We start from the raw sequence: 19953 nt of genomic DNA, 5'->3' as shown, positions 1-19953 counted from the left end.
AGCTGCTCGAGCGAGCCCGAGCAGCGGGGAGCGCGACGCCGTGCCCCTCGGCGGACGTCTCGGTCGGGCGGTGCCGGGTGTGGGCGCGGGCGCCTAGGCTGGAGGGGCTATGGCTTCGCTCTTCGAGAACCTCCCGCTGCCCGGCCTCGACACGCTGTTCGACGGCCCGCGCGTCGACCACGGCGGCGAGTCCCGCCTCCCGCGGACCGCCCCGCGCTGGACCGACGACCCGGCCGTGCCCGACGGCGCGGGGTCGCCCGCCGGGGACGGCGCGCCGGGGACGACCGGCGGTGCGCCGTCGGGCGAGCGCCGGGGCCGGTACGCGCACCTCGACCCCGACGCTCTGCTCGACGGGCTCAACCCGCAGCAGCGCGAGGCCGTCGTGCACGCGGGCGGGCCGCTGCTCATCGTCGCGGGCGCTGGGTCGGGCAAGACGCGCGTGCTGACGCACCGCATCGCGCACCTGCTCGCCACGGGCCGGGCGCGGGCGGGCCAGATCCTCGCGATCACGTTCACCAACAAGGCCGCGGCCGAGATGCGCGAGCGCGTCGAGGCGCTCGTCGGGCCGTCGGCGCGGAACATGTGGGTCTCCACGTTCCACTCGGCGTGCGTGCGCATCCTGCGGCGCGAGGCGAAGACGCTCGGCCTGCGGTCGAGCTTCTCGATCTACGACGCCGCGGACTCTCAGCGGCTCATCACCCTCGTCACGCGCGAGCTCGACCTGGACCCGAAGAAGTACCCGGCCCGGTCGCTCGCCAACAAGATCTCGGACCTCAAGAACGAGCTCATCGACCCCGAGACCTACGCGCGCGACTCCGGCGCCCACGCGACGGACGACGGCCTCGCGGCGCGGGCCGGCCAGCACGGCGCGAACGTGCCCGAGTTCGACCAGGTACTCGCCGACGTCTACACGCGCTACCAGGCCCGTCTCGTCGCGGCCAGCGCGCTCGACTTCGACGACATCATCATGACCACGGTGAACCTGCTCCAGGCGTTCCCCGCGGTCGCCGAGCACTACCGCCGCCGGTTCCGCCACGTGCTCGTCGACGAGTACCAGGACACCAACCACGCGCAGTACGTGCTCGTGCGCGAGCTCGCGGGCGTGGGGGAGGACTCCGCGGCGACCGACCCGGCGACGAGCGGCACGGGCGAGGCGCAGGTCCCGGCGCTGGACCCGGCCGAGCTCACGGTCGTCGGCGACGCCGACCAGTCGATCTACGCGTTCCGCGGCGCGACGATCCGCAACATCCTCGAGTTCGAGGCCGACTACCCGGACGCCCGGACCATCCTGCTCGAGCAGAACTACCGCTCGACCCAGAACATCCTCTCGGCCGCCAACGCCGTCATCTCGCGCAACCCCGACCGCAAGCCCAAGCGCCTGTGGACGGACTCGGGCGCGGGCGCGAAGGTCATCGGCTACGTCGCGGACAACGAGCACGAGGAGGCGCGGTTCGTCGCGGAGGAGATCGACCGCCTCGGCGACACCGAGGGCGTGCGTCCCGGCGACGTCGCGGTCTTCTACCGCACGAACGCGCAGTCCCGGGCGCTGGAGGAGGTGCTCATCCGCGTCGGCCTGCCGTACAAGGTCGTCGGCGGCACGCGCTTCTACGAGCGGCGCGAGGTCAAGGACGCCGTGGCGTACCTGCGCGCGATCGACAACCTCGACGACGACGTCAACCTGCGCCGCGTCCTCAACGTGCCCAAGCGCGGTCTCGGCGACCGCGCCGAGGGTGCCGTCGCGGCGCTCGCGGACCGCGAGCGCATCTCGTTCGGCGCGGCGCTCGCCCGCATCGACGAGATCCCCGGCCTGACGAACCGCACGCTCAACCCGCTGCGCGCCTTCGCGGAGCTCATGACGGGGCTGCGCGAGCTCGCGGACTCCGGCGCGAGCCCGTCCGAGATCCTCGGCGCCGTCCTCGACCGCACGGGCTACCTCGCCGAGCTGCGCGCGAGCGACGACCCGCAGGACGCGACGCGCGTCGAGAACCTCGCCGAGCTGCACGCCGTCGCGACGGAGTTCAGCGAGCTCGACCCCGAGGGCACGCTGTCCGACTTCCTCGAGCGCGTCTCGCTCGTCGCCGACGCGGACCAGATCCCCGCGGACGACGGCGACGACGAGGACGCCGAGGGCGAGGAGAAGGAGGACCCGGGCGTCGTCACGCTCATGACGCTGCACACCGCGAAGGGCCTCGAGTTCCCCGTCGTCTTCCTCACCGGCATGGAGGACGGCACGTTCCCGCACATGCGGTCCCTGCACGACGACGCCGAGCTCGCCGAGGAGCGCCGCCTCGCCTACGTGGGCATCACCCGCGCGCGCGAGCGGCTCTACGTGTCGCGGTCCGCGGTGCGCTCCGCGTGGGGCATGGCGAACGAGTTCCCGCCGAGCCGGTTCCTCGAGGAGATCCCCGAGGAGCTGTGGGACTGGCGGCGGCGCGAGTCGTCGATGGCGACGCTGCGCGCGGGCGGGTCCGTCTGGGGCCGCGGCTCGGGCTCGTGGTCAGGTTCGCGTTCGGGATTCGGGTCGGGGGCGCGGACAGGCGCCGACGACGACGGGTCTACCATCCGCGGCCCTCGTTCCTCGGGCAGCTCCCGCCAGACCCGCCACGCCCCGTCGTCGGCCCCTGCCCGCGCCGCGTTCGGCTCGCCTTCCGGCGGGGCGAAGTTCGGGTCGGCGACGCCGCGGGCCGACGGGGACGTGCCGAACCTCGCCGTCGGCGACAAGGTCACGCACGACGCGTACGGGCTCGGGACGGTCGTCTCGCTCGAGGGCGCGGGGCCGAACGCCGTCGCGAAGATCGACTTCGGCGCGGACGGGACCAAGCGGCTGCTGCTGCGGTACTCGCCCGTCACGAAGCTCTGACGCACCACGCTCCGACGCACCACGCGCTGACACACAGGGCGCTCGACCGGCCGGTCGAGCGCCCTGCGTGCGCGGGGGACGTCTGCCGCGTCAGCCGATGGTGCCGAGCGCGCGGTAGGCGAGGACGAACGCCGTGGCAACGACGGCGGTGCCTCCCGCGGCGACGGCCACCGGGACGGGGCCGCGCAGGCGCCGGGCCAGCATCGCGGCGAGCAGGACGAGCGACGCGAGCCCGATCACGACCCAGTACGTGGCGCCCGTCGTCTCGACGACCGTGGTGAGCCCGTACACCGACTCGCCGAGGCCGATGCCCGCGAGCACCGCCGTGCCGAGAGCCGCGCGCACCCCTGCGCGCCACAGCCACGCCGCCGCGACCCCGACGAACGGGCCGACGACCAGACCGACCACCCCGAACAGCGTCGGGTCGTAGAAGAACCCACGCAGGTCGGCGGCGACCGTGTACCCGAGGGTGAGCAGCACGAAGCTCGCCGCGCCCAGCACGGCGGCGTGCCAGGTCCGGGTCCGCGCGTCGCGCGCGGCCCAGGCGACGAGGATCGCGGTGAGCAGGGTCCAGCCGCTCGCCGAGTTCGCGAAGGGGGCCGCCGCGTCGGGCAGGAAGCCCTGGGCGTAGGACGTGAGGCCGCCGAGCAGGAAGCTCGCGGCGAGCACGACGGCGCCCCGCACCCACGGCTGTCCACCGGGCGCCGGGGCGCCGGCGTGGCGGCTCGGCGCGGAGCACGTGCGGAGGGCGGGGGCGTCGGAGCGGGCGTCCGAGCGGCGGGGGAGCGCAGTCTGGTCGGGCACACCCCGACGGTAGGTGCGCCGGGCGCCGCGGGGCGTCAGCCCGTCGTCGGGCACGAGCGCGCGCCCGGTCCTCCCGTGGCAGGACGACCGAGCCCGAGGAGCCTGCCGTGACGCTGCCGTCGGCCGCCCGTCCCGTCCCTGGCCCGACCGCGACGTGCGGCGCGGCGTGCCGGTCAGGACGCCGCGCGGTGGCGGGTCGCGAGCGCCGCGCGCAGCCCGGCGTCGTCGGACCCGGCGGCCTTGAGCGCGCCGGTGAGCGCCCGGTGCGCCGTCGAGCCCGTGCTGCGCGCGACGGCCGCGAGGACGTGGCCCGAGTCGATCACGCGCGACGCGTCGTGCACCGCCTCGCGGAGCGAGAGCTCGAGCACCTTCTTCGCCTCGGGAGTGAACGGGACGTGCGAGCGGCTTCGACGGCGCCCGCGGCCCCTCGCCTCGTTCCCTGCCCGGTCGAGCGCGCCGGGGCCGAACGCGGCGTCCGTGCGGGCCCGGACCTGGTCCAGGTCGATCCCGAGCGCCGCGAGCGCGGGGCCGTCGAGCGGGTCGAGCCCGCCGGCCGCGTCGACCTCGCGCTCGAGGTCGGCCGGACTCACGTCGACCGCACCGAGCGCGGCCGCCCCGGCGCCGCCCTCCTGCCGGGCGAGCGACAGGAGCAGGTGCACCCCGTCGATGGTGTCGTCGCCGCGCTCCCGCGCGACCTCCTGGGCGCCGACCACGGTCTCCCGGGCGTCTGCGGCGAAGCGTTCGAACATGTCACGACCTCCTCGTGGTGCGGGACGCGCCGTACTTCTTGTGCACGGCCTGACGCGTGACGCCGAGCCGGTCGGCGATCTCCTGCCAGGACCAGCCGAGCGACCGGGCGTGCTCGACCTGGAGCGCCTCGAGGCGCTCGGCCAGCACGCGCAGCGACCGCACGGCCCGCAGCCCGACGTCCGGGTCGGTGCTGCTCGCGGCGTCCATGTCGACGGGTTCCATGCGTGTCAATCTAGGTTGACGCTCGGCGTGATGTCAACGGTGGTTGACGCTCGTCGTGCGGGGTGACGAAAGGAACACCGGTCCGCGAGCCACCGCAGCGGCCCCGGATAGGCGCGCCCCGGAGCGGGGGCTACCCTGTACGGGGATGTCTTGATGTCGAGACATCGGTCATGCCGCACACGGCGCATCAGACGGAAGGACGCAGCAGGGTGGACCTGTTCGAATACCAGGCGCGTGACATCTTCGAGAAGCACGGCGTGCCCGTGCTGGGCGGGGTCGTCGCGACGACGCCCGAGGAGGCCCGCGCGGGAGCCGAGAAGCTCGGCGGGGGCACCGTGGTCGTCAAGGCCCAGGTGAAGACCGGCGGCCGCGGCAAGGCCGGCGGCGTCAAGCTCGCCCACTCGCCCGAGGAGGCCGCCGAGAAGGCGTCCGAGATCCTCGGCATGGACATCAAGGGCCACACCGTCCACCGCGTGATGGTGGCGCAGGGTGCCAAGATCGCCGAGGAGTTCTACTTCTCGGTGCTGCTGGACCGCTCGAACCGCAACTACCTCGCCATGTGCTCCGTCGAGGGCGGCATGGAGATCGAGCAGCTCGCCGTCGAGCGCCCCGAGGCGCTCGCCAAGGTCGCCGTCGACCCGATCGTGGGCATCGACGAGGCGAAGGCGCGCGAGATCGTCGACGCCGCGGGCTTCGCCGAGGAGCTCAAGGCGCCGGTCGCCGACGTCATCCGCTCGCTGTGGACCGTGTTCACGGCCGAGGACGCGACGCTCGTCGAGGTGAACCCGCTCGTCCGCACCGAGGACGGCTCGATCATCGCGCTCGACGGCAAGGTCACGCTGGACGACAACGCGTCGGAGGTCCGTCACCCGGACCACGAGGCGCTGGAGGACAAGGAGTCGACCGACCCGCTCGAGGCCAAGGCCAAGGAGAACGGCCTCAACTACGTCAAGCTCGACGGCGAGGTCGGCATCATCGGCAACGGCGCCGGGCTCGTCATGAGCACGCTCGACGTCGTCGCGTACGCGGGCGAGGAGCACGGCGGCGTCAAGCCGGCGAACTTCCTCGACATCGGCGGCGGCGCGAACGCGCAGGTCATGGCGAACGGTCTCGACGTCATCCTCAACGACCCGCAGGTCAAGTCGGTCTTCGTCAACGTCTTCGGTGGCATCACCGCGTGCGACGAGGTCGCGAAGGGCATCGTGGGCGCGCTCGAGATCCTCGGCGACGAGGCGACCAAGCCGCTCGTCGTGCGCCTCGACGGCAACAACGTGGAGCTCGGCCGCGCGATCCTGCGCGAGGCGAACCACCCGCTCGTGACCCTCGCCGAGACCATGGACGGCGGTGCCGCCAAGGCGGCCGAGCTGGCCAACGCCTGATCGCCCGTAGACGCGGAAAGCTGAGACAGAGAACACCATGTCGATCTACCTGAACTCCGACTCCAAGATCATCGTCCAGGGCATCACCGGCGGGATGGGTGCCAAGCACACCGCCCTCATGCTCGACTCGGGCGCGCAGATCGTCGGCGGCGTCAACGCCCGCAAGGCCGGCACGACCGTCACGCACAAGGACCACGAGGGCAACGACGTCACGCTGCCGGTGTTCGGCACCGTCGCCGAGGCGATGGCCGAGACGGGCGCGAACGTGTCCGTCCTGTTCGTCCCGCCGGCGTTCACCAAGGACGCCGCGATCGAGGCGATCGACGCCGAGATGCCGCTCATCGTCGTCATCACCGAGGGCGTGCCCGTCCAGGACACGGCCGAGGTCTGGGCCTACCTGCAGGGCAAGGGCACGCGCATGATCGGCCCGAACTGCCCCGGCATCATCACGCCGGGCGAGTCGCTCGCCGGCATCACCCCGCACACCATCACGGGCAAGGGCCCGGTCGGTCTCGTGTCGAAGTCGGGCACGCTGACCTACCAGATGATGTACGAGCTCAAGGACCTCGGCTTCTCGACCGCCATCGGCATCGGCGGCGACCCGATCGTCGGCACCACGCACATCGACGCGCTCGAGGCGTTCGAGAACGACCCCGAGACCAAGGCGATCGTCATGATCGGCGAGATCGGCGGGGACGCCGAGGAGCGCGCCGCGGCGTACATCAAGGCGCACGTCACGAAGCCGGTCGTCGGCTACGTCGCGGGCTTCACGGCTCCCGAGGGCAAGACGATGGGCCACGCCGGCGCCATCGTCTCCGGCTCCGCGGGCACCGCCCAGGCGAAGAAGGAGGCCCTGGAGGCCGTCGGCGTCAAGGTCGGCAAGACGCCGTCCGAGACCGCCGCGCTCCTGCGCGAGGTCCTCGCCTGACCCCTGGCTCCGTCGGGCCGCACGGCCCGCTGCCACGCCGTACGACGCCCCGCGACCGGTCCGCCGGTCGCGGGGCGTCGTCGTCCCCGGAGCCGGGGGCGCCGGTAGTCTGGCGCGCCGGGGCGAATGCCCTGAACCGACCTCTCGATCGACGACGATGGGCACCATGAGCACCACCAGCACGACTCGCGGTGCGCGCACGCGCACCGTGGAAGGCAGCCCGGCACCCGCGCCCGTCGGGGTGCGTCGTGCACCGTCCGGCGTGCTCGCCGCGCTCCAGGCGCTCACCCTGTCGCTCGCCGTCGTCGTGCTCCCGGGCGTCGTCGCCTTCCTGGCGTCCTCGACCGGGGCGTCCGAGGGGACGGGCTGGGGGCAGTCGGTCACCGTCGCGGCGGGCTTCTGGCTCCTCGGCCACGGCGTCCCGCTCGTCGCGAGCGGCACGACGGTCACCCTCGTGCCGCTCGGTCTCACCGCCCTCGCGCTCTTCTGCTGCTTCGCGTCGGCACGCCGCTCGGCGCACACCGCGGTCTCCGCCTGGGTGTCCGGCACCGCCACGTACGCGCTCGCGACGCTCGGCGTCGCGCTGCTCGCCGGCTCGACGCCGCCCTGGGGGCTCGGGGTCGCCGTCGTCGGGGGAGCCGTCGTCGGAGGGCTCGGGCTCGGCGGCGGGATCCTCGCGCGCCCGGACGCGCCGTTCGTCGCCGACCTCGCCGGGCGTCTCGACCGGGTCGTGCCACCGACGGTGCGCCTCGGGCTGCGGGGCGGTCTGCTCGGCACGAGCCTGCTCGCCGGGGCGTCCGCCGTGGTCGTCGGCGCGTGGCTCGTCGCGGGCCGCGCGACGTCGGGCGACATCGTCGCCGGGCTCGTGCCCGGGACCGTCGGGGGGATCGTCCTCGCACTCGGCCAGCTCGCCGTGCTGCCCAACCTCGTGGCGTGGGCCGGGGCGTGGCTCGTCGGCCCCGGGTTCGCCGTGGGCGAGGGGAGCACGTTTGCGCCCGGCGGGTCGGAGCCGGGCGCGCTGCCCGCGATCCCGCTCCTCGGGGCGCTGCCCGGCGACGACTGGACCAACGCCCTCACGCCCTGGGTGCCGGCCGGCGTCGTCGCGCTCGGCGTCGTCGCGGGCGTGTTCGTCTGGCGGCGCCTGCGCGACGTGACGTGCACCCACCCGGACGACGTCGTCCCCTGGTCCGCCGTCGTCCTCGCGCTCGCCGGCGTCGCGCTCGCGTCCGGCCTGCTCGTCGGGCTCGTGAGCTGGCTCGCCGGGGGAGCGGTGGGCCCCGGCCGGCTCGAGGTCGTGGGCGCGGACGCGCTCGTCGTCGGCGCGCTCGCCGCGGCCGAGATCGGCGGCGGCGCCGCGCTCGCCGTCCTGTGGTCCCGGCTCGAGGTCCTGGGCCGGCGCCACGGCGACGCCGGCTGACCCTCGCGCAGGCGGGTCGCCGGGGCGGACCGGCAGGAGCTGCCGCGCGGCGTCGTCCGCGGCGGTCGGCCCGCCGGGGTCGCCGGCACCGTCACGCGCTCACCGTCGGCGAGCTGCGTCGCGAACGGGTGACGGAGCCTCGACGTGTCAGGAGGACGCGGGGGCGGGGGTCGGGAACCAGCGTGCGAACTTCTCCTCGAGCGCGTGCGTGCGCTCGACGTCGCAGCGCTTCTCGGCCGAGACGGTGATCGCGCCGTCGAGGCACTGCTGGTGCGCGAGCGCGACGTCCCACGTGACGAGCGTCGAGACCATCTGGAGCGCGAGCATGGCCGAGAGCCCGACGCCGATCCCGAGGGCCGGGACGAGCGCGCCGCGCACGCGGGCCCGCCAGACGGCGAGCAGCGCCCGGATGCCCACGACGATCGCGCCGAGCGCGAGCGCGAGGCTCACCGCCTGCCACGGGAACGGCATGGTGCTCACGACGATGACGGCGAGCAGGAGCAGGCCGAAGTGCAGGGTGCGTCGCGTCGCCTGCCGGGCGAGCTCCGGGTCGGGCTCCGCGGGCTCGGGCGGCGCGGGGCGCCGGTGGCCCGGCCCGGCCTGCTGGTCCGGGCGCGCGGGGGCCGGGGGGATCGGCGCGGGGGCGGGGCCCGGTGCAGGCGCCGGCGCGTCCGGACGCGCTCCGTCCTCCGGCTGCGCGGGCTCGGGTCGAGGCTGCTGCGGCGCGTCGGGACGGGGCGGTGCGTACGGGTTGCCCACGGGCAGCTCCTCGGTCGGTCGGGCGGCTCGCGGTACATTCTCCCATCGGAGGCTGCGTGCCCCGACGGGCGTCCCACCGGCCCGCCGCCGCGGTCGCGCTCCGTGACCCGCGACCCCTCGAAACCCCGCAGGAGCACCGTGCAGACGCCGTCCGGCCACCCCGTCGAGTCCACCTCCGCCGCCCGCGTCGTCGTGCTGGTGTCGGGGGCGGGCAGCAACCTCGCGGCGCTCCTCGCCGCGCACGACGACGCCGCGTACGGCGCGCGCGTCGTGGGCGTCGTCTCCGACAAGGCGGACGCCGGCGGCCTGGACCTCGCCCGCGAGGCGGGCGTCGCCGCCGTGGTCGTGGCCCCCGGCGACTTCGCGGACCGGGCCGCGTGGAACGAGGCCGTCGCGCAGGCGGTGGACGTGTTCCGGCCCGACCTCGTGGTCCTCGCCGGGTTCATGCGCATCCTCGGCCCCGCGTTCGTGGGCCGCTTCGCGGGCCGCACGCTCAACACCCACCCCGCGCTCCTGCCGTCCTTCCCCGGCGCGCACGGCGTGCGCGACGCGCTCGCCTACGGCGTGCGCGTCACGGGCTGCACGGTCCACGTGGTCGACGACGGCGTGGACACCGGCCCGATCGTCGCCCAGGTCGCGGTGCCGGTCGAGGACGGCGACGACGAGTCGTCGCTGCACGAGCGCATCAAGGTGGCCGAGCGCGCGCTGCTCGTCGAGACCGTGGGGCGCGTGGCGCGCGAGGGCCTGCGCGTCGACGGACGCCGGGTCGTGCTGGGCTAGTCGGCGGGCGTCTCGGCCCGTCGGCCGGAGGCGTCCTCTCCCGGCGGGGGCGCGGGGTCGTCGTCGGCCGCCGGGGGCAGGTCGCGCGGGGCGAGCACCGCGAGCACCTGGTAGGTCTCGCGGCGCGCCTCGGGGTCCGCGCGCCCCTCCTCGAGCGCGCGCGTGTTCCAGCGCCCGACGAGCTCCTGGAGCTCGCGCGACATCGTCGTCGCCTGCTCGGGGCTGAGCACGAGCGTGCTCAGCGCGAGGATCCGGTCCTCGCGCGCACCCATCGCGCTCCCGCGGCGGAACGTCTCCTCGGCCCAGGCGAGCGCCGGGCGGACGACGTGGCGCACCGCGTCCGGCGTCCCGGGCTCCACCGCGTAGGTCTCCGCGACGTTCTTCCAGACGCGGTCCCGCCGGTCCCGGGCGTGCTCGGGCGCCTCGACGATCATGCCCGCCCGGGCGAGGACCCGGAGGTGGAAGCTCACGGAGTTGGCGGGCTCCCCGGTGGCCCGGGCGAGGTCGGCCGCGCGCGCGTGGCCGAGGACGGCGAGCTCCATGAGGATCCGCTGGCGCAGCGGGTGCGCGATCGCGCGCAGCGCCGCGGGGTCCTGGACGTGGAAGGTCTCGAGCACAGGCCGAGGCTAGCAACGCCCGAGTGTTCCGCACGGGGGAGTGCTCACCACAAAGTGCGCAACGACTATTGCGCAACGGTCGTTGCGGACGTAGGTTCTCAGCCATGTCGAACCCACCCCCCGCGCCCCCGGGACCCTGCACCGCTCCGTCGTCCGACCCCGGTGCCGCGGTCGGCCTCGCGCCGGACGCGCCGCCGTCGCTCCTGCGCAACCGGTCGTACCTGCTGCTCATGACCGGGCTGACCGCGGAGTCGCTCGGTGCCGGGGTGGCGCTCTTCGCGGTGCCGCTCGTGGCGTACGGGCTCACCGGGTCCGTCGTGCAGGCGGGGGTGGTGGCCGCCGTCGGGCAGGTCGGGGCGCTGCTGGCGACGCTGCCCGCGGGCGTCGTCGCCGACCGCGTGGACCGCCGGCGCCTCGTCGTGGCCGCGGCGACCGTGGGGGCGCTGCTCTGGACGACCGTCGCGGTGGCCGCCGGCACCGGCTCGCTCTCCGCGTGGCACCTCGCCGCCGTCCTGTTCGGGGCCTCGGTCGTCGGTGCGCTCGTGGACCCGGCGACGAGCGGCGCGTTCCGCTCGGTCGTGCCGGTGCCGCAGCTCCCGACGGCGCTCGCGGCCGCCCAGGGCCGGGACGCCGTGGCGAGCCTGCTCGCCGGCCCGCTCGGCGGGGCGCTCTACGCCGTCGCGCACGCCGTGCCGCTCGCCGGGGCCGCGATCGGGCACGCGGCGACCGCGGTGTGCACGTGGCTCGTGCGCGAGCCGCTCAACGGCGACGTCGCGGCCGCGCGCGCCACCCGGCCCGTCGCGGCGCTGCGCGAGGGGCTGTGCTTCGTGTGGTCCGTGCCGCTGTTCCGCGCGCTGCTCGGCCTGTTCGTCGTCATCAACGTCGCGTTCGGCAGCCTCATGGTCGGCATCAACCTCGAGCTCGTGCGGACGGGCACGGCGCCGCTCCTCATCGGCCTGGTCGACCTCGCGGTCGGCGTGGGCGTGCTCGTCGGGGCAGTGCTCGCACCCCGGCTCGTCGCGCGGGTCCGCGCGGGGGCGCTCGTCGTCGCGGCGCTCGGGGTGCTCGCCGCGGGGTCCGTCGTCATGGCCGTGCTGGAGTCGTACGCGGCCTACCTCGCGGTGCTGCCGTTCGCCCTCCTGCTCGTCCCGGCCGTGAACGCGGGCCTGTCGGGGTACGCCGCGGCCGTCACCCCACCGCAGCTCCAGGGTCGGCTCGCGTCCGTGCTCGGGCTCACCGGCCTCGCGGCGGGCCCGCTCGTCCCGCTCGTCGGGAGCGGGCTCCTCGACCGGTTCGGGCTCGGGACCGCGCTCGCGGTGCTCGCGGGGCTCCTCGTCGTCACGGTCGCGGTCCTCAGCGCGGTCCGCCCGCTCTGGCGGGTCGGCACGCCCGACACCTGGGCCGACGACGCGGCCGCCCTCGCGGCGTCGGGGGTCGTGCCGGGCGCGGTACCGGGTGCCGGCCCGACCGAGCCGGGGGCGCCGCCGTCGGGCCGCTAGACTGGACGACGGCCGCGACTGGCGAGGGTGGGAACGACCACCGGGGAGCGGCCGGATCTACCTGCTGGAGCGTCGACCGCCTGGGCGCCTGGGTTCTGCCACTCGCGTCGGCTCCGTCGGCGCGGCGACCGCGACCCAGAGGAGCCCCTCGTCATGTCCCACCCGGCCCCGCACGTGCCCTCCGCCCCCGACGTCCAGCTCACCGACGACTCGCGGCGCCCCGTGCGCCGCGCGCTCCTGAGCGTCTACGACAAGACGGGCCTCGTCGAGCTCGCCACGGCGCTGCACGCCGCGGGCGTCGAGCTCGTCTCCACCGGCTCGACGGCGTCGACCGTCGCGGCCGCGGGCGTCCCGGTGACGAAGGTCGAGGACCTCACCGGGTTCCCCGAGTGCCTCGAGGGCCGCGTCAAGACGCTCCACCCGCGCGTGCACGCCGGCATCCTCGCGGACTCGCGCAAGGCCGACCACCTCGCGCAGCTCGACGAGCTCGGCATCGCGCCGTTCGAGCTCGTCGTCGTCAACCTCTACCCGTTCGCCGCGACCGTGGCGTCGGGCGCGGGGCCGGACGAGGTCGTCGAGCAGATCGACATCGGTGGCCCGTCGATGGTCCGTGCGGCGGCGAAGAACCACCCGAGCGTCGCGGTCGTCGTGGACCCGGCCCGGTACGACGACGTCGTCGCGGCCGTGCAGGCGGGCGGCTTCACCTACGCGCAGCGCAAGGCGCTCGCCGCCGCGGCGTTCGTGCACACCGCGACGTACGACGTCGTCGTCGCGTCCTGGATGGGCAACGTCGTCGCGCCGACGGACGCGGTCCCGGTCGAGGGCGGCGCCGAGGGCGAGACGGTGAGCACGGGCTTCCCGGCGTGGATCGGCGCCACGTGGGACCGCGCCGACGTGCTGCGGTACGGGGAGAACCCGCACCAGCGCGCCGCCCTCTACACGGTCGGCCACGGTGCGACGGGGCTCGCCCAGGCGACGCAGCTCCACGGCAAGGCGATGAGCTACAACAACTACGTCGACGCCGACGCCGCGTGGCGTGCCGCGCACGACCACGCCGAGCCGGCCGTCGCGATCATCAAGCACGCGAACCCGTGCGGCATCGCGGTCGGGACGGACGTCGCCGAGGCGCACGCGCGCGCCCACGCGACCGACCCCGTGTCGGCCTACGGCGGCGTCATCGCCGCGAACCGCGTCGTGACGAAGGCGGCCGCCGAGCAGATCGCGCCCGTCTTCACCGAGGTGGTCGTGGCGCCCGGGTTCGAGCCGGACGCGCTCGAGGTGCTCCGGGCGAAGAAGAACCTGCGCCTCCTCGTCGTCGACGCCCCGCCGACGACGACCGTCGAGACCCGCCCGGTCAGCGGCGGGCTGCTCGTGCAGAGCGCGGACCGGGTCGACGCCGTCGTGACCGACGCCGAGGGGAACGTCACCGGCGGCGACGCGCCCGAGCACTGGACGCTCGTCACGGGCGACGCCGCGGACGACGCGACGCTCGCCGACCTCGCGTTCGCGTGGCGCGCGATCCGCGCGGCGAAGTCGAACGCGATCCTCCTCGCGCGCGACGGGGCCGCCGTCGGGGTCGGGATGGGGCAGGTCAACCGCGTCGACTCGTGCCGCCTCGCGGTCGAGCGCGCCAACACGCTCGCGGACGGCGAGGAGCGGGCCCGCGGCGCCGTCGCGGCCTCCGACGCGTTCTTCCCGTTCGCAGACGGCCTGCAGATCCTGCTCGACGCCGGCGTGCGCGCCGTCGTCGCGCCGGGCGGGTCGATCCGCGACGCCGAGGTGATCGAGGCCGCCCGCGCCGCGGGCGTGACGATGTACTTCACGGGGACGCGCCACTTCGCGCACTGACCCGTCCCGCTCGACGGCCCGCCGGTCCTCGGACCGGCGGGCCGTCGCGCTCGCGCTCGCGCTCGCGCTCGCGGTCGCGCTCGCGCTCGCGCTCGCGGTCGCGCTCGCGCTCGCGCTCGCGGGCGAGGGGGCGAGGCGAGGGCGTCAGGCGAGGGCGTCGCGCAGGCGCCGGGCCGGGTCGAGCGCGACGTCGAGGTCGACGCGCAGGCGGCCCGTCCGGTTCATCGCCTTGCGCACGGGGCCGACGTCGCGCGGCGAGTCGACCAGGAGCACGGCCCGGACGTCGGTGCCCCGGGCGGTCGGGTCGTCGGCGGCTGGGCCGCCGGGCTCGGAGCGTGCCGCGGGCGCGAGGTAGAACGCGGCCCAGCCCTCGTGGCCGGTGGCGCCGCCCGCGGGGTCGCCGCGCAGCACGACCTCGTCACCCTCGGCGGGCACGCCGAACAGCGCGAGGTCGTGCCCGAGCTGCTGGGAGAACACGTACGGCGCGTGCGCGGCCCGGTCGCCGCCGTCGCCGAGCAGCGCCGCGACGGTCGCGTCCGGGTCGTGGAGCGCCGCCGACCAGTGCCCGCCCGGGACAGGACCGAGCACGGGGTGGTCGCGGTTCGCGCAGTCGCCGACCGCCCAGAGGCCGGGCAGCCCCGGCACGGCGCCGTCCGCGTCCACGGTGACGCCGCCGCGCGCGTCGCGGGGCACGACGCCGTCGAGCCAGTCGGTGGCGGGGCGGGCGCCCACGGCGGCGAGCACGACGTCGGCCGGCAGCTCGCGGCCGTCGGCGAGCCGGACGCCGTCGGGCCGGACCTCCGCGACGGTGGCGCCGGTGACGAGCTCGGCACCCGCGGCCGCGTACCAGGGCGCGAGGTGCACCCCGACGTCCGGGCCGAGCTGGCGGTGCAGCGGCGCACCCGCGGCCTCGACGACGGTGACGTGCGCACCGGCGCCCGCCGCGACGCCGGCGAGCTCCGCGCCGATCCACCCGGCCCCGACGAGGACGAGGCGCAGGCCCGGCCGGAGCGCGGCGCGCAGGGCGTCGGCGTCGGCCGCGGTGTGGAGCACGCGCGCGTGCTCCCAGCCGTGCGGCCGCACGGGCACGGAGCCGACCGCGAGCACGACGGCGCCGGCGACGAGGCGGTCGCCCGACCGCGTCTCGACGGACCAGCCGGAAGCGTCGGCGGTCCCGACCCGATCGAGGCGCACGGCCGGGTCGGCGAGGCGGACGTCGTCGGCGAGCGCGTCGACGTCCACCCCGAGGTCGTCGGCGAGCCACGCGGGGGAGGGCCGGCTGAGGAGCTCCTTCGACAGGGGCGGGCGGTCGTACGGCGGCACGCCCTCCGCGCCGAGCAGCGTGACGCGCCCGGTGTGGCCGCGGCGGCGGAGCGCGGCGAGGGTCTGGGCGCCCGCGAGCCCGGCGCCGACGACGACCACGGACGACGGCGGCCCGCCGTCGTGCCGGGTGGTCGCCGGGCCGGCCGCAGGGCCGGTCGCGGGATCGGTCGAGGTGGCGGGGGGAGCGGACGGGACCGGCGGCACGACGGACGGCATGCACGTCACGCTAGGGCACGACGGTAGGCTTCCGGGCGTGGAAGGTGCAGCAGCGTGAGCGACGTCACCGCGGACGGGGGGACGCGGCACCGGCCACGCGCGACGCTCGTGCCGGTGTGGCACCACGTCGACGACGAGACCGGCGACGGGACGGCTCCCGAGGGCGCCCCGGTGCCCGACGACGCGACCCCGCCCCCGGTGCCCGAGCCGCCCGCGAGCCTCGCGCCGTCCCGCCAGCCCGCGATGTGGCTGGTCCTCGCGGGCGTCGCCGTCGCCACGGTCGTGGCCGTCCTCGCCGGTGCGCGCGCGGGCTGCTTCGCGCTCTCCGGGCTGCTCGCCGTCGCGGGCGTGTGCCGCGCGGCGATCCCGGGCCCCGGCCCGGTCGGCATCACCGTCCGGTCGCGCGGGCTCGACGTCTTCTTCTTCCTCGCGCCCGCAGCGGTCATGGCGTTCCTCGCGCTGAGCCTGGACCAGGGCGAGCTCTGACGTCCCCGCGCGGAGCGCGGCGGACGTGCGGCCCGCGCGACGTGCGAACCCGCGCGACGAGCGACCCGCACGAGGTGCGGCCTGCACGAGGTGCGGCCTGCACGAGGTGCGGCCTGCACGACGACGGGCCCGGACCGCGTGCGCGGTCCGGGCCCGTCGGGCGTGCGAGAGGGTCAGGCCCGCGGGGTCGTGCCCTCGCCGGGGGCCGGGGCGTCGGGGTCGTCGGTCTCGACCTCCGTCTCGACGACCTCCTCGACCGCGACCACGTCGCCGTTCTCGTCCGTGACGACGACCGCCTCCTCGACGACGGTGCCCGCACCGGCGCCGACGACGGCCGCGCCCGCACCGGCGGCGGCGCCACCGGCGACCTCGGCCTCGGTCAGCGTGACGACGTGGTCCTCGCCGAGCAGGTCGTCCTGCTTCGGGGCGAACGCGAACGCCCGGTAGAAGAGGCCCGCGATCGCGGCGCCGAGGAGCGGCGCGACCCAGAAGACCCACTGCTGCTTCCACAGGTCCCCGTCGCCCGCGAAGACGGCCGACGCCATGGAGCGGGCCGGGTTGAGCGACGCGTTCGTGACGGGCACCGCGACGAGGATCAGGGCGGTGAGGGTGAGGCCGATGACGACCGGCGCGTACTGCACGGTCGCGCGCTTGTCGGTCACGCCGAGGATCACGCCGACGAACACCGCCGTCGCGATGGTCTCGATGAGCAGCGCGGCGAGCAGCCCGAACTCGGTGCCGCCCTGCGACGCCGTGGAGAGGGACGAGAAGTCGCCGTAGCCGTTCGCGGTCGAGACGAACAGGCCGCCGCGGTCCTCCTGCCCGACGAGCGCGGGCAGCGAGCTCGGGACGGTGGCGAGCAGGACGAGGCCCGCGAGGAGCGCGCCGACGAGCTGCGCGACCCAGTAGGGCAGCACGTCGCGCCACGCGGTGCGGCCGCCGATGGCGGCGCCGAGCGTCACCGCCGGGTTGAAGTGGCCGCCGGAGACGTTGCCGACGGCGGCGGCGCCGGCGAGCAGCGCGAGGCCGCCCGCGAGAGCGACCGCGAGGGCGTTCTGCTGGCTGACGAAGGTGTACAGCGCCACACCGATGATCGCGAGGACGAGGAAGAACGTGCCGAAGACCTCGGCGCCGAGGCGCGCGAGGAGGCTGGGCTGGACGACAGCGACGGCCTCGGTCTGCGCGGGGCGCGCGTCGTCGACGTAGCCCTCCGGTGCGCCGGGAGCGGTGGTGTCCTGGGACATGATGATCCTGTCTGGTTCGGTGGGAACTTCGGGCAGTCCCGGCCCGGTGTGCCGCGGTGCGGCACCGGCGGGCCGTCGGGACGACGGCACGATGCCTGACCGAGTGCCCGGCCATTCCGGCATCTGGGGGCATCTTGCCACCACCACCCGGGAGATGCGTGGGAATCTGCGGTGCTGCACCTGAGAACGGACGCCAAGTCTCACGATCCGAACGGTCCGCCGGGCGTCGCCAAAGTATCTTGACGTCGAGAAGTCGAGTACCCTGGACCGCGGTCAGCAACGCCCTCGTGTGCGACGGACCGGGCCCACGGGCCGCACGGTCGCCGTCCGACACCCGGGGGCTCCAGTCCCCGACAGTTGGAGCGATCTGCGCATGGGCAAGATCAAGGTCGTCAACCCGGTCGTCGAGCTCGACGGCGACGAGATGACGCGCATCATCTGGCAGTTCATCAAGGACCGCCTCATCCACCCGTACCTCGACGTGGACCTCAAGTACTACGACCTGTCGATCCAGAACCGCGACGCGACCGACGACCAGGTCACGATCGACGCCGCGCACGCGATCAAGCAGTACAACGTCGGCGTCAAGTGCGCGACGATCACGCCCGACGAGGCGCGTGTCGAGGAGTTCGGCCTGAAGAAGATGTGGGTCTCGCCGAACGGCACGATCCGCAACATCCTCGGTGGCGTCGTCTTCCGCGAGCCGATCATCATCTCCAACATCCCGCGCCTCGTGCCGGGCTGGAACAAGCCGATCATCATCGGCCGTCACGCCCACGGCGACCAGTACAAGTCGACGAACTTCAAGGTCCCCGGCCCGGGCAAGATCACGATGACGTTCGAGCCGGCCGACGGCTCCGAGGCGCAGAAGTTCGAGGTCGTGACCATGCCCGAGGAGGGCGGCGTCGCGATGGGCATGTACAACTTCAACGAGTCGATCCGCGACTTCGCGCGCGCCTCGTTCGCGTACGGCCTCCAGCGCGAGTACCCCGTGTACCTCTCGACCAAGAACACGATCCTCAAGGCCTACGACGGCGCCTTCAAGGACATCTTCCAGGAGGTGTTCGACGCCGAGTTCGCCGAGGCGTTCGCCGCCAAGGGCCTCACCTACGAGCACCGCCTCATCGACGACATGGTCGCCTCGGCCATGAAGTGGGAGGGCGGCTACGTCTGGGCCTGCAAGAACTACGACGGCGACGTCCAGTCCGACACCGTCGCGCAGGGCTTCGGCTCGCTCGGCCTCATGACGTCGGTCCTCATGACCCCGGACGGCCAGACCGTCGAGGCCGAGGCCGCGCACGGCACGGTGACGCGCCACTACCGCCAGCACCAGCAGGGCAAGCCGACGTCGACGAACCCGATCGCGTCGATCTTCGCCTGGACGCGCGGCCTCATGCACCGCGGCAAGCTCGACGGCACGCCCGAGGTCACCGAGTTCGCGCAGACGCTCGAGGACGTCGTCATCAAGACGGTCGAGTCCGGCAAGATGACGAAGGACCTCGCGCTCCTCATCGGCCCGGACCAGGAGTGGCTGACCACGGAGGAGTTCCTCGCCGCGCTCGACGAGAACCTCAAGGCGCGCCTGGGCTGACCCGGCCCGCACCGCACGCCCGACGGCGGCGTCCCCTGCGCAGGGGGCGCCGCCGTCGTCGTGCCCGGGGGCCGCAGAGGCGGGAGTCGGCACCGGCGGGCGCGCCGCCCCGCGCGTCCGGGCGGGTCGCGTTGTGGGAGAGTGAGCGCATGACTTCCCCCGTGAACGTGACGGTGACCGGCGCGGCCGGTCAGATCGGTTACGCGCTGCTGTTCCGCATCGCGTCGGGCCAGATGCTCGGCCCCGACACCCCCGTGCGCCTGCGCCTCCTCGAGATCCCGCAGGGCGTGAAGGCCGCCGAGGGCACGGCCATGGAGCTGGACGACTGCGCGTTCCCGCTGCTCGCCGGCATCGACATCTTCGACGACCCGACGCCCGCGTTCGAGGGCACGAACGTCGCGCTCCTCGTGGGCGCCCGCCCGCGCGGCCCGGGCATGGAGCGCGGCGACCTGCTCGAGGCGAACGGCGGCATCTTCAAGCCGCAGGGCCAGGCGATCAACGCGGGTGCGGCGGACGACGTCCGCGTCCTCGTCGTCGGCAACCCCGCGAACACGAACGCGCTCATCGCGGCGTCGAACGCGCCCGACGTCCCGAAGGACCGGTTCACCGCGATGACGCGCCTGGACCACAACCGCGCGCTCACGCAGGTCGCGAAGCGTGCGGGCGTCCCGGTGTCCGAGGTGCGCAAGGTGACCATCTGGGGCAACCACTCGGCCACGCAGTACCCGGACCTCTTCCACGCGGACGTCGCGGGCACGCCGGGCGCGCGGCTCGCCGAGGACCGCGAGTGGCTGGAGGGCACGTTCATCCCGACGGTCGCGAAGCGCGGCGCGGCGATCATCGAAGCGCGCGGCGCGTCGTCGGCGGCGTCGGCGGCGAACGCGGCGATCGACCACGTGCACGACTGGGTCCTGGGCACGCCCGAGGGCGACTGGACGAGCGCGGGCGTCGTGTCGGACGGGTCGTACGGCGTCCCGACCGGCCTCATCTCGTCGTTCCCGGTGGTCTCGCGCGGCGGGTCGTGGGAGATCGTCCAGGGCCTGGAGCTCTCGGAGTTCTCGCGCGGGCGCGTCGACGCGTCGGTCGCGGAGCTCCAGGAGGAGCGTCAGGCCGTCGAGGAGCTCGGCCTGGTCTGAGCCGTACCTGCGCGGCCCGGGTCCTTCGGGACCCGGGCCGCGCTGCGTCCGGGGCCGGGCAGGGCCGACGCGAGCCGGCCCGGCTCGGCCCCGC

Annotated in this window: 17 protein-coding genes and 1 riboswitch; of the genes, 10 read left to right on the top strand and 7 right to left on the bottom strand. The window is 75.0% G+C overall.

Going from position 1 to position 19953, the window contains the following annotated elements:
- The first annotated feature begins 109 nt into the window (after window positions 1–109).
- A complete protein-coding gene (gene pcrA / locus E1O70_RS09885; protein WP_061266876.1) occupies window positions 110–2860 on the top strand; it encodes a DNA helicase PcrA in 2751 nt (916 codons plus the stop codon).
- 90 nt (window positions 2861–2950) lie between these two features.
- On the opposite strand, the gene E1O70_RS09880 is transcribed toward pcrA, so the two are convergent.
- The 3 genes from E1O70_RS09880 to E1O70_RS09870 form a co-directional block, all read right to left on the bottom strand.
- Window positions 2951–3664: a DUF6518 family protein gene (locus tag E1O70_RS09880; RefSeq protein WP_240696658.1), complete on the bottom strand. Its 714-nt coding sequence runs from the start codon at window positions 3662–3664 to the stop codon at window positions 2951–2953.
- A gap of 173 nt (window positions 3665–3837) precedes the next feature.
- Window positions 3838–4413: a Clp protease N-terminal domain-containing protein gene (locus tag E1O70_RS09875; protein ID WP_061266877.1), complete on the bottom strand. Its 576-nt coding sequence runs from the start codon at window positions 4411–4413 to the stop codon at window positions 3838–3840.
- Between the two features lies 1 nt (window position 4414).
- Entirely contained in the window at window positions 4415–4636 is a 222-nt protein-coding gene (locus tag E1O70_RS09870) for a helix-turn-helix domain-containing protein (RefSeq protein ID WP_031316040.1), read from the bottom strand.
- A gap of 209 nt (window positions 4637–4845) precedes the next feature.
- Here E1O70_RS09870 and sucC point away from each other — a divergent pair, with 209 nt between their 5' ends.
- From sucC to E1O70_RS09855, 3 genes are all read left to right on the top strand, one after another.
- Complete coding sequence (gene sucC, locus E1O70_RS09865) at window positions 4846–6015, top strand: ADP-forming succinate--CoA ligase subunit beta (protein ID WP_021482339.1); 1170 nt, start codon at window positions 4846–4848, stop codon at window positions 6013–6015.
- 37 nt (window positions 6016–6052) lie between these two features.
- Window positions 6053–6943 (top strand): succinate--CoA ligase subunit alpha, encoded by an 891-nt coding sequence (gene sucD, locus E1O70_RS09860; protein WP_061266878.1) that lies wholly within the window; start codon window positions 6053–6055, stop codon window positions 6941–6943.
- A 166-nt stretch (window positions 6944–7109) separates the two neighbouring features.
- Window positions 7110–8360, top strand: coding sequence for a cell division protein PerM (locus E1O70_RS09855; RefSeq protein ID WP_082774243.1), 1251 nt, complete (start codon window positions 7110–7112; stop codon window positions 8358–8360).
- Window positions 8361–8507: 147 nt separating this feature from the next.
- Here the strand turns inward: E1O70_RS09855 and E1O70_RS20575 are convergent, their stop codons facing one another.
- Window positions 8508–9119: a hypothetical protein gene (locus tag E1O70_RS20575; protein WP_061266880.1), complete on the bottom strand. Its 612-nt coding sequence runs from the start codon at window positions 9117–9119 to the stop codon at window positions 8508–8510.
- Window positions 9120–9257: 138 nt separating this feature from the next.
- On the opposite strand from E1O70_RS20575, the gene purN reads away from it, so the two are divergent.
- Window positions 9258–9899, top strand: coding sequence for a phosphoribosylglycinamide formyltransferase (gene purN / locus E1O70_RS09845; protein WP_061266881.1), 642 nt, complete (start codon window positions 9258–9260; stop codon window positions 9897–9899).
- Here the strand turns inward: purN and E1O70_RS09840 are convergent.
- Window positions 9896–10516 carry an ArsR/SmtB family transcription factor gene (locus tag E1O70_RS09840; protein WP_061266882.1) on the bottom strand — a complete coding sequence of 207 codons (621 nt, stop codon included), beginning with the start codon at window positions 10514–10516 and terminating at the stop codon, window positions 9896–9898. The two genes, purN and E1O70_RS09840, sit on opposite strands and share 4 nt — an antisense overlap.
- 104 nt (window positions 10517–10620) lie before the next feature.
- Here E1O70_RS09840 and E1O70_RS09835 point away from each other — a divergent pair, with 104 nt between their 5' ends.
- Window positions 10621–12015, top strand: coding sequence for an MFS transporter (locus tag E1O70_RS09835; protein ID WP_061266883.1), 1395 nt, complete (start codon window positions 10621–10623; stop codon window positions 12013–12015).
- Window positions 12016–12019: 4 nt separating this feature from the next.
- A riboswitch (ZMP/ZTP riboswitch) is annotated at window positions 12020–12108 on the top strand.
- Between the two features lie 60 nt (window positions 12109–12168).
- Entirely contained in the window at window positions 12169–13863 is a 1695-nt protein-coding gene (gene purH / locus E1O70_RS09830) for a bifunctional phosphoribosylaminoimidazolecarboxamide formyltransferase/IMP cyclohydrolase (protein ID WP_061266884.1), read from the top strand.
- 144 nt (window positions 13864–14007) lie between these two features.
- Here purH and E1O70_RS09825 read toward each other — a convergent pair whose 3' ends face one another.
- Window positions 14008–15402 carry an FAD-dependent oxidoreductase gene (locus E1O70_RS09825; protein WP_082774234.1) on the bottom strand — a complete coding sequence of 465 codons (1395 nt, stop codon included), beginning with the start codon at window positions 15400–15402 and terminating at the stop codon, window positions 14008–14010.
- Window positions 15403–15456: 54 nt separating this feature from the next.
- Here E1O70_RS09825 and E1O70_RS09820 point away from each other — a divergent pair, with 54 nt between their 5' ends.
- Window positions 15457–15888: a DUF3017 domain-containing protein gene (locus tag E1O70_RS09820; RefSeq protein ID WP_061266885.1), complete on the top strand. Its 432-nt coding sequence runs from the start codon at window positions 15457–15459 to the stop codon at window positions 15886–15888.
- Between the two features lie 173 nt (window positions 15889–16061).
- On the opposite strand, the gene E1O70_RS09815 is transcribed toward E1O70_RS09820, so the two are convergent.
- Complete coding sequence (locus E1O70_RS09815) at window positions 16062–17132, bottom strand: MIP/aquaporin family protein (protein WP_082774235.1); 1071 nt, start codon at window positions 17130–17132, stop codon at window positions 16062–16064.
- Between the two features lie 373 nt (window positions 17133–17505).
- Between E1O70_RS09815 and E1O70_RS09810 the strand changes: the two genes are divergently transcribed.
- Window positions 17506–18723 carry an NADP-dependent isocitrate dehydrogenase gene (locus tag E1O70_RS09810; RefSeq protein ID WP_021482263.1) on the top strand — a complete coding sequence of 406 codons (1218 nt, stop codon included), beginning with the start codon at window positions 17506–17508 and terminating at the stop codon, window positions 18721–18723.
- A 149-nt stretch (window positions 18724–18872) separates the two neighbouring features.
- Window positions 18873–19859 carry a malate dehydrogenase gene (locus E1O70_RS09805; protein WP_061266886.1) on the top strand — a complete coding sequence of 329 codons (987 nt, stop codon included), beginning with the start codon at window positions 18873–18875 and terminating at the stop codon, window positions 19857–19859.
- The last annotated feature ends 94 nt before the right edge of the window (window positions 19860–19953 follow it).

Origin of the sequence: Cellulosimicrobium funkei (assembly GCF_004519295.1) — a bacterium.
Classification (GTDB): domain Bacteria; phylum Actinomycetota; class Actinomycetes; order Actinomycetales; family Cellulomonadaceae; genus Cellulosimicrobium; species Cellulosimicrobium funkei.
This window is presented reverse-complemented; position numbering and strand designations above follow the sequence as displayed.

What these genes read in the sequence shown, in the direction of transcription:
- pcrA (WP_061266876.1), top strand. Translation starts at nt 110, where the DNA reads ATGGCTTCGCTCTTCGAGAACCTCCCGCTGCCCGGCCTCGACACGCTG.
- E1O70_RS09875 (WP_061266877.1), bottom strand. Translation starts at nt 4,413, where the DNA reads ATGTTCGAACGCTTCGCCGCAGACGCCCGGGAGACCGTGGTCGGCGCC.
- E1O70_RS09870 (WP_031316040.1), bottom strand. Translation starts at nt 4,636, where the DNA reads ATGGAACCCGTCGACATGGACGCCGCGAGCAGCACCGACCCGGACGTC.
- sucD (WP_061266878.1), top strand. Translation starts at nt 6,053, where the DNA reads ATGTCGATCTACCTGAACTCCGACTCCAAGATCATCGTCCAGGGCATC.
- E1O70_RS09855 (WP_082774243.1), top strand. Translation starts at nt 7,110, where the DNA reads ATGAGCACCACCAGCACGACTCGCGGTGCGCGCACGCGCACCGTGGAA.
- E1O70_RS09835 (WP_061266883.1), top strand. Translation starts at nt 10,621, where the DNA reads ATGTCGAACCCACCCCCCGCGCCCCCGGGACCCTGCACCGCTCCGTCG.
- purH (WP_061266884.1), top strand. Translation starts at nt 12,169, where the DNA reads ATGTCCCACCCGGCCCCGCACGTGCCCTCCGCCCCCGACGTCCAGCTC.
- E1O70_RS09825 (WP_082774234.1), bottom strand. Translation starts at nt 15,402, where the DNA reads ATGCCGTCCGTCGTGCCGCCGGTCCCGTCCGCTCCCCCCGCCACCTCG.
- E1O70_RS09815 (WP_082774235.1), bottom strand. Translation starts at nt 17,132, where the DNA reads ATGTCCCAGGACACCACCGCTCCCGGCGCACCGGAGGGCTACGTCGAC.
- E1O70_RS09810 (WP_021482263.1), top strand. Translation starts at nt 17,506, where the DNA reads ATGGGCAAGATCAAGGTCGTCAACCCGGTCGTCGAGCTCGACGGCGAC.
- E1O70_RS09805 (WP_061266886.1), top strand. Translation starts at nt 18,873, where the DNA reads ATGACTTCCCCCGTGAACGTGACGGTGACCGGCGCGGCCGGTCAGATC.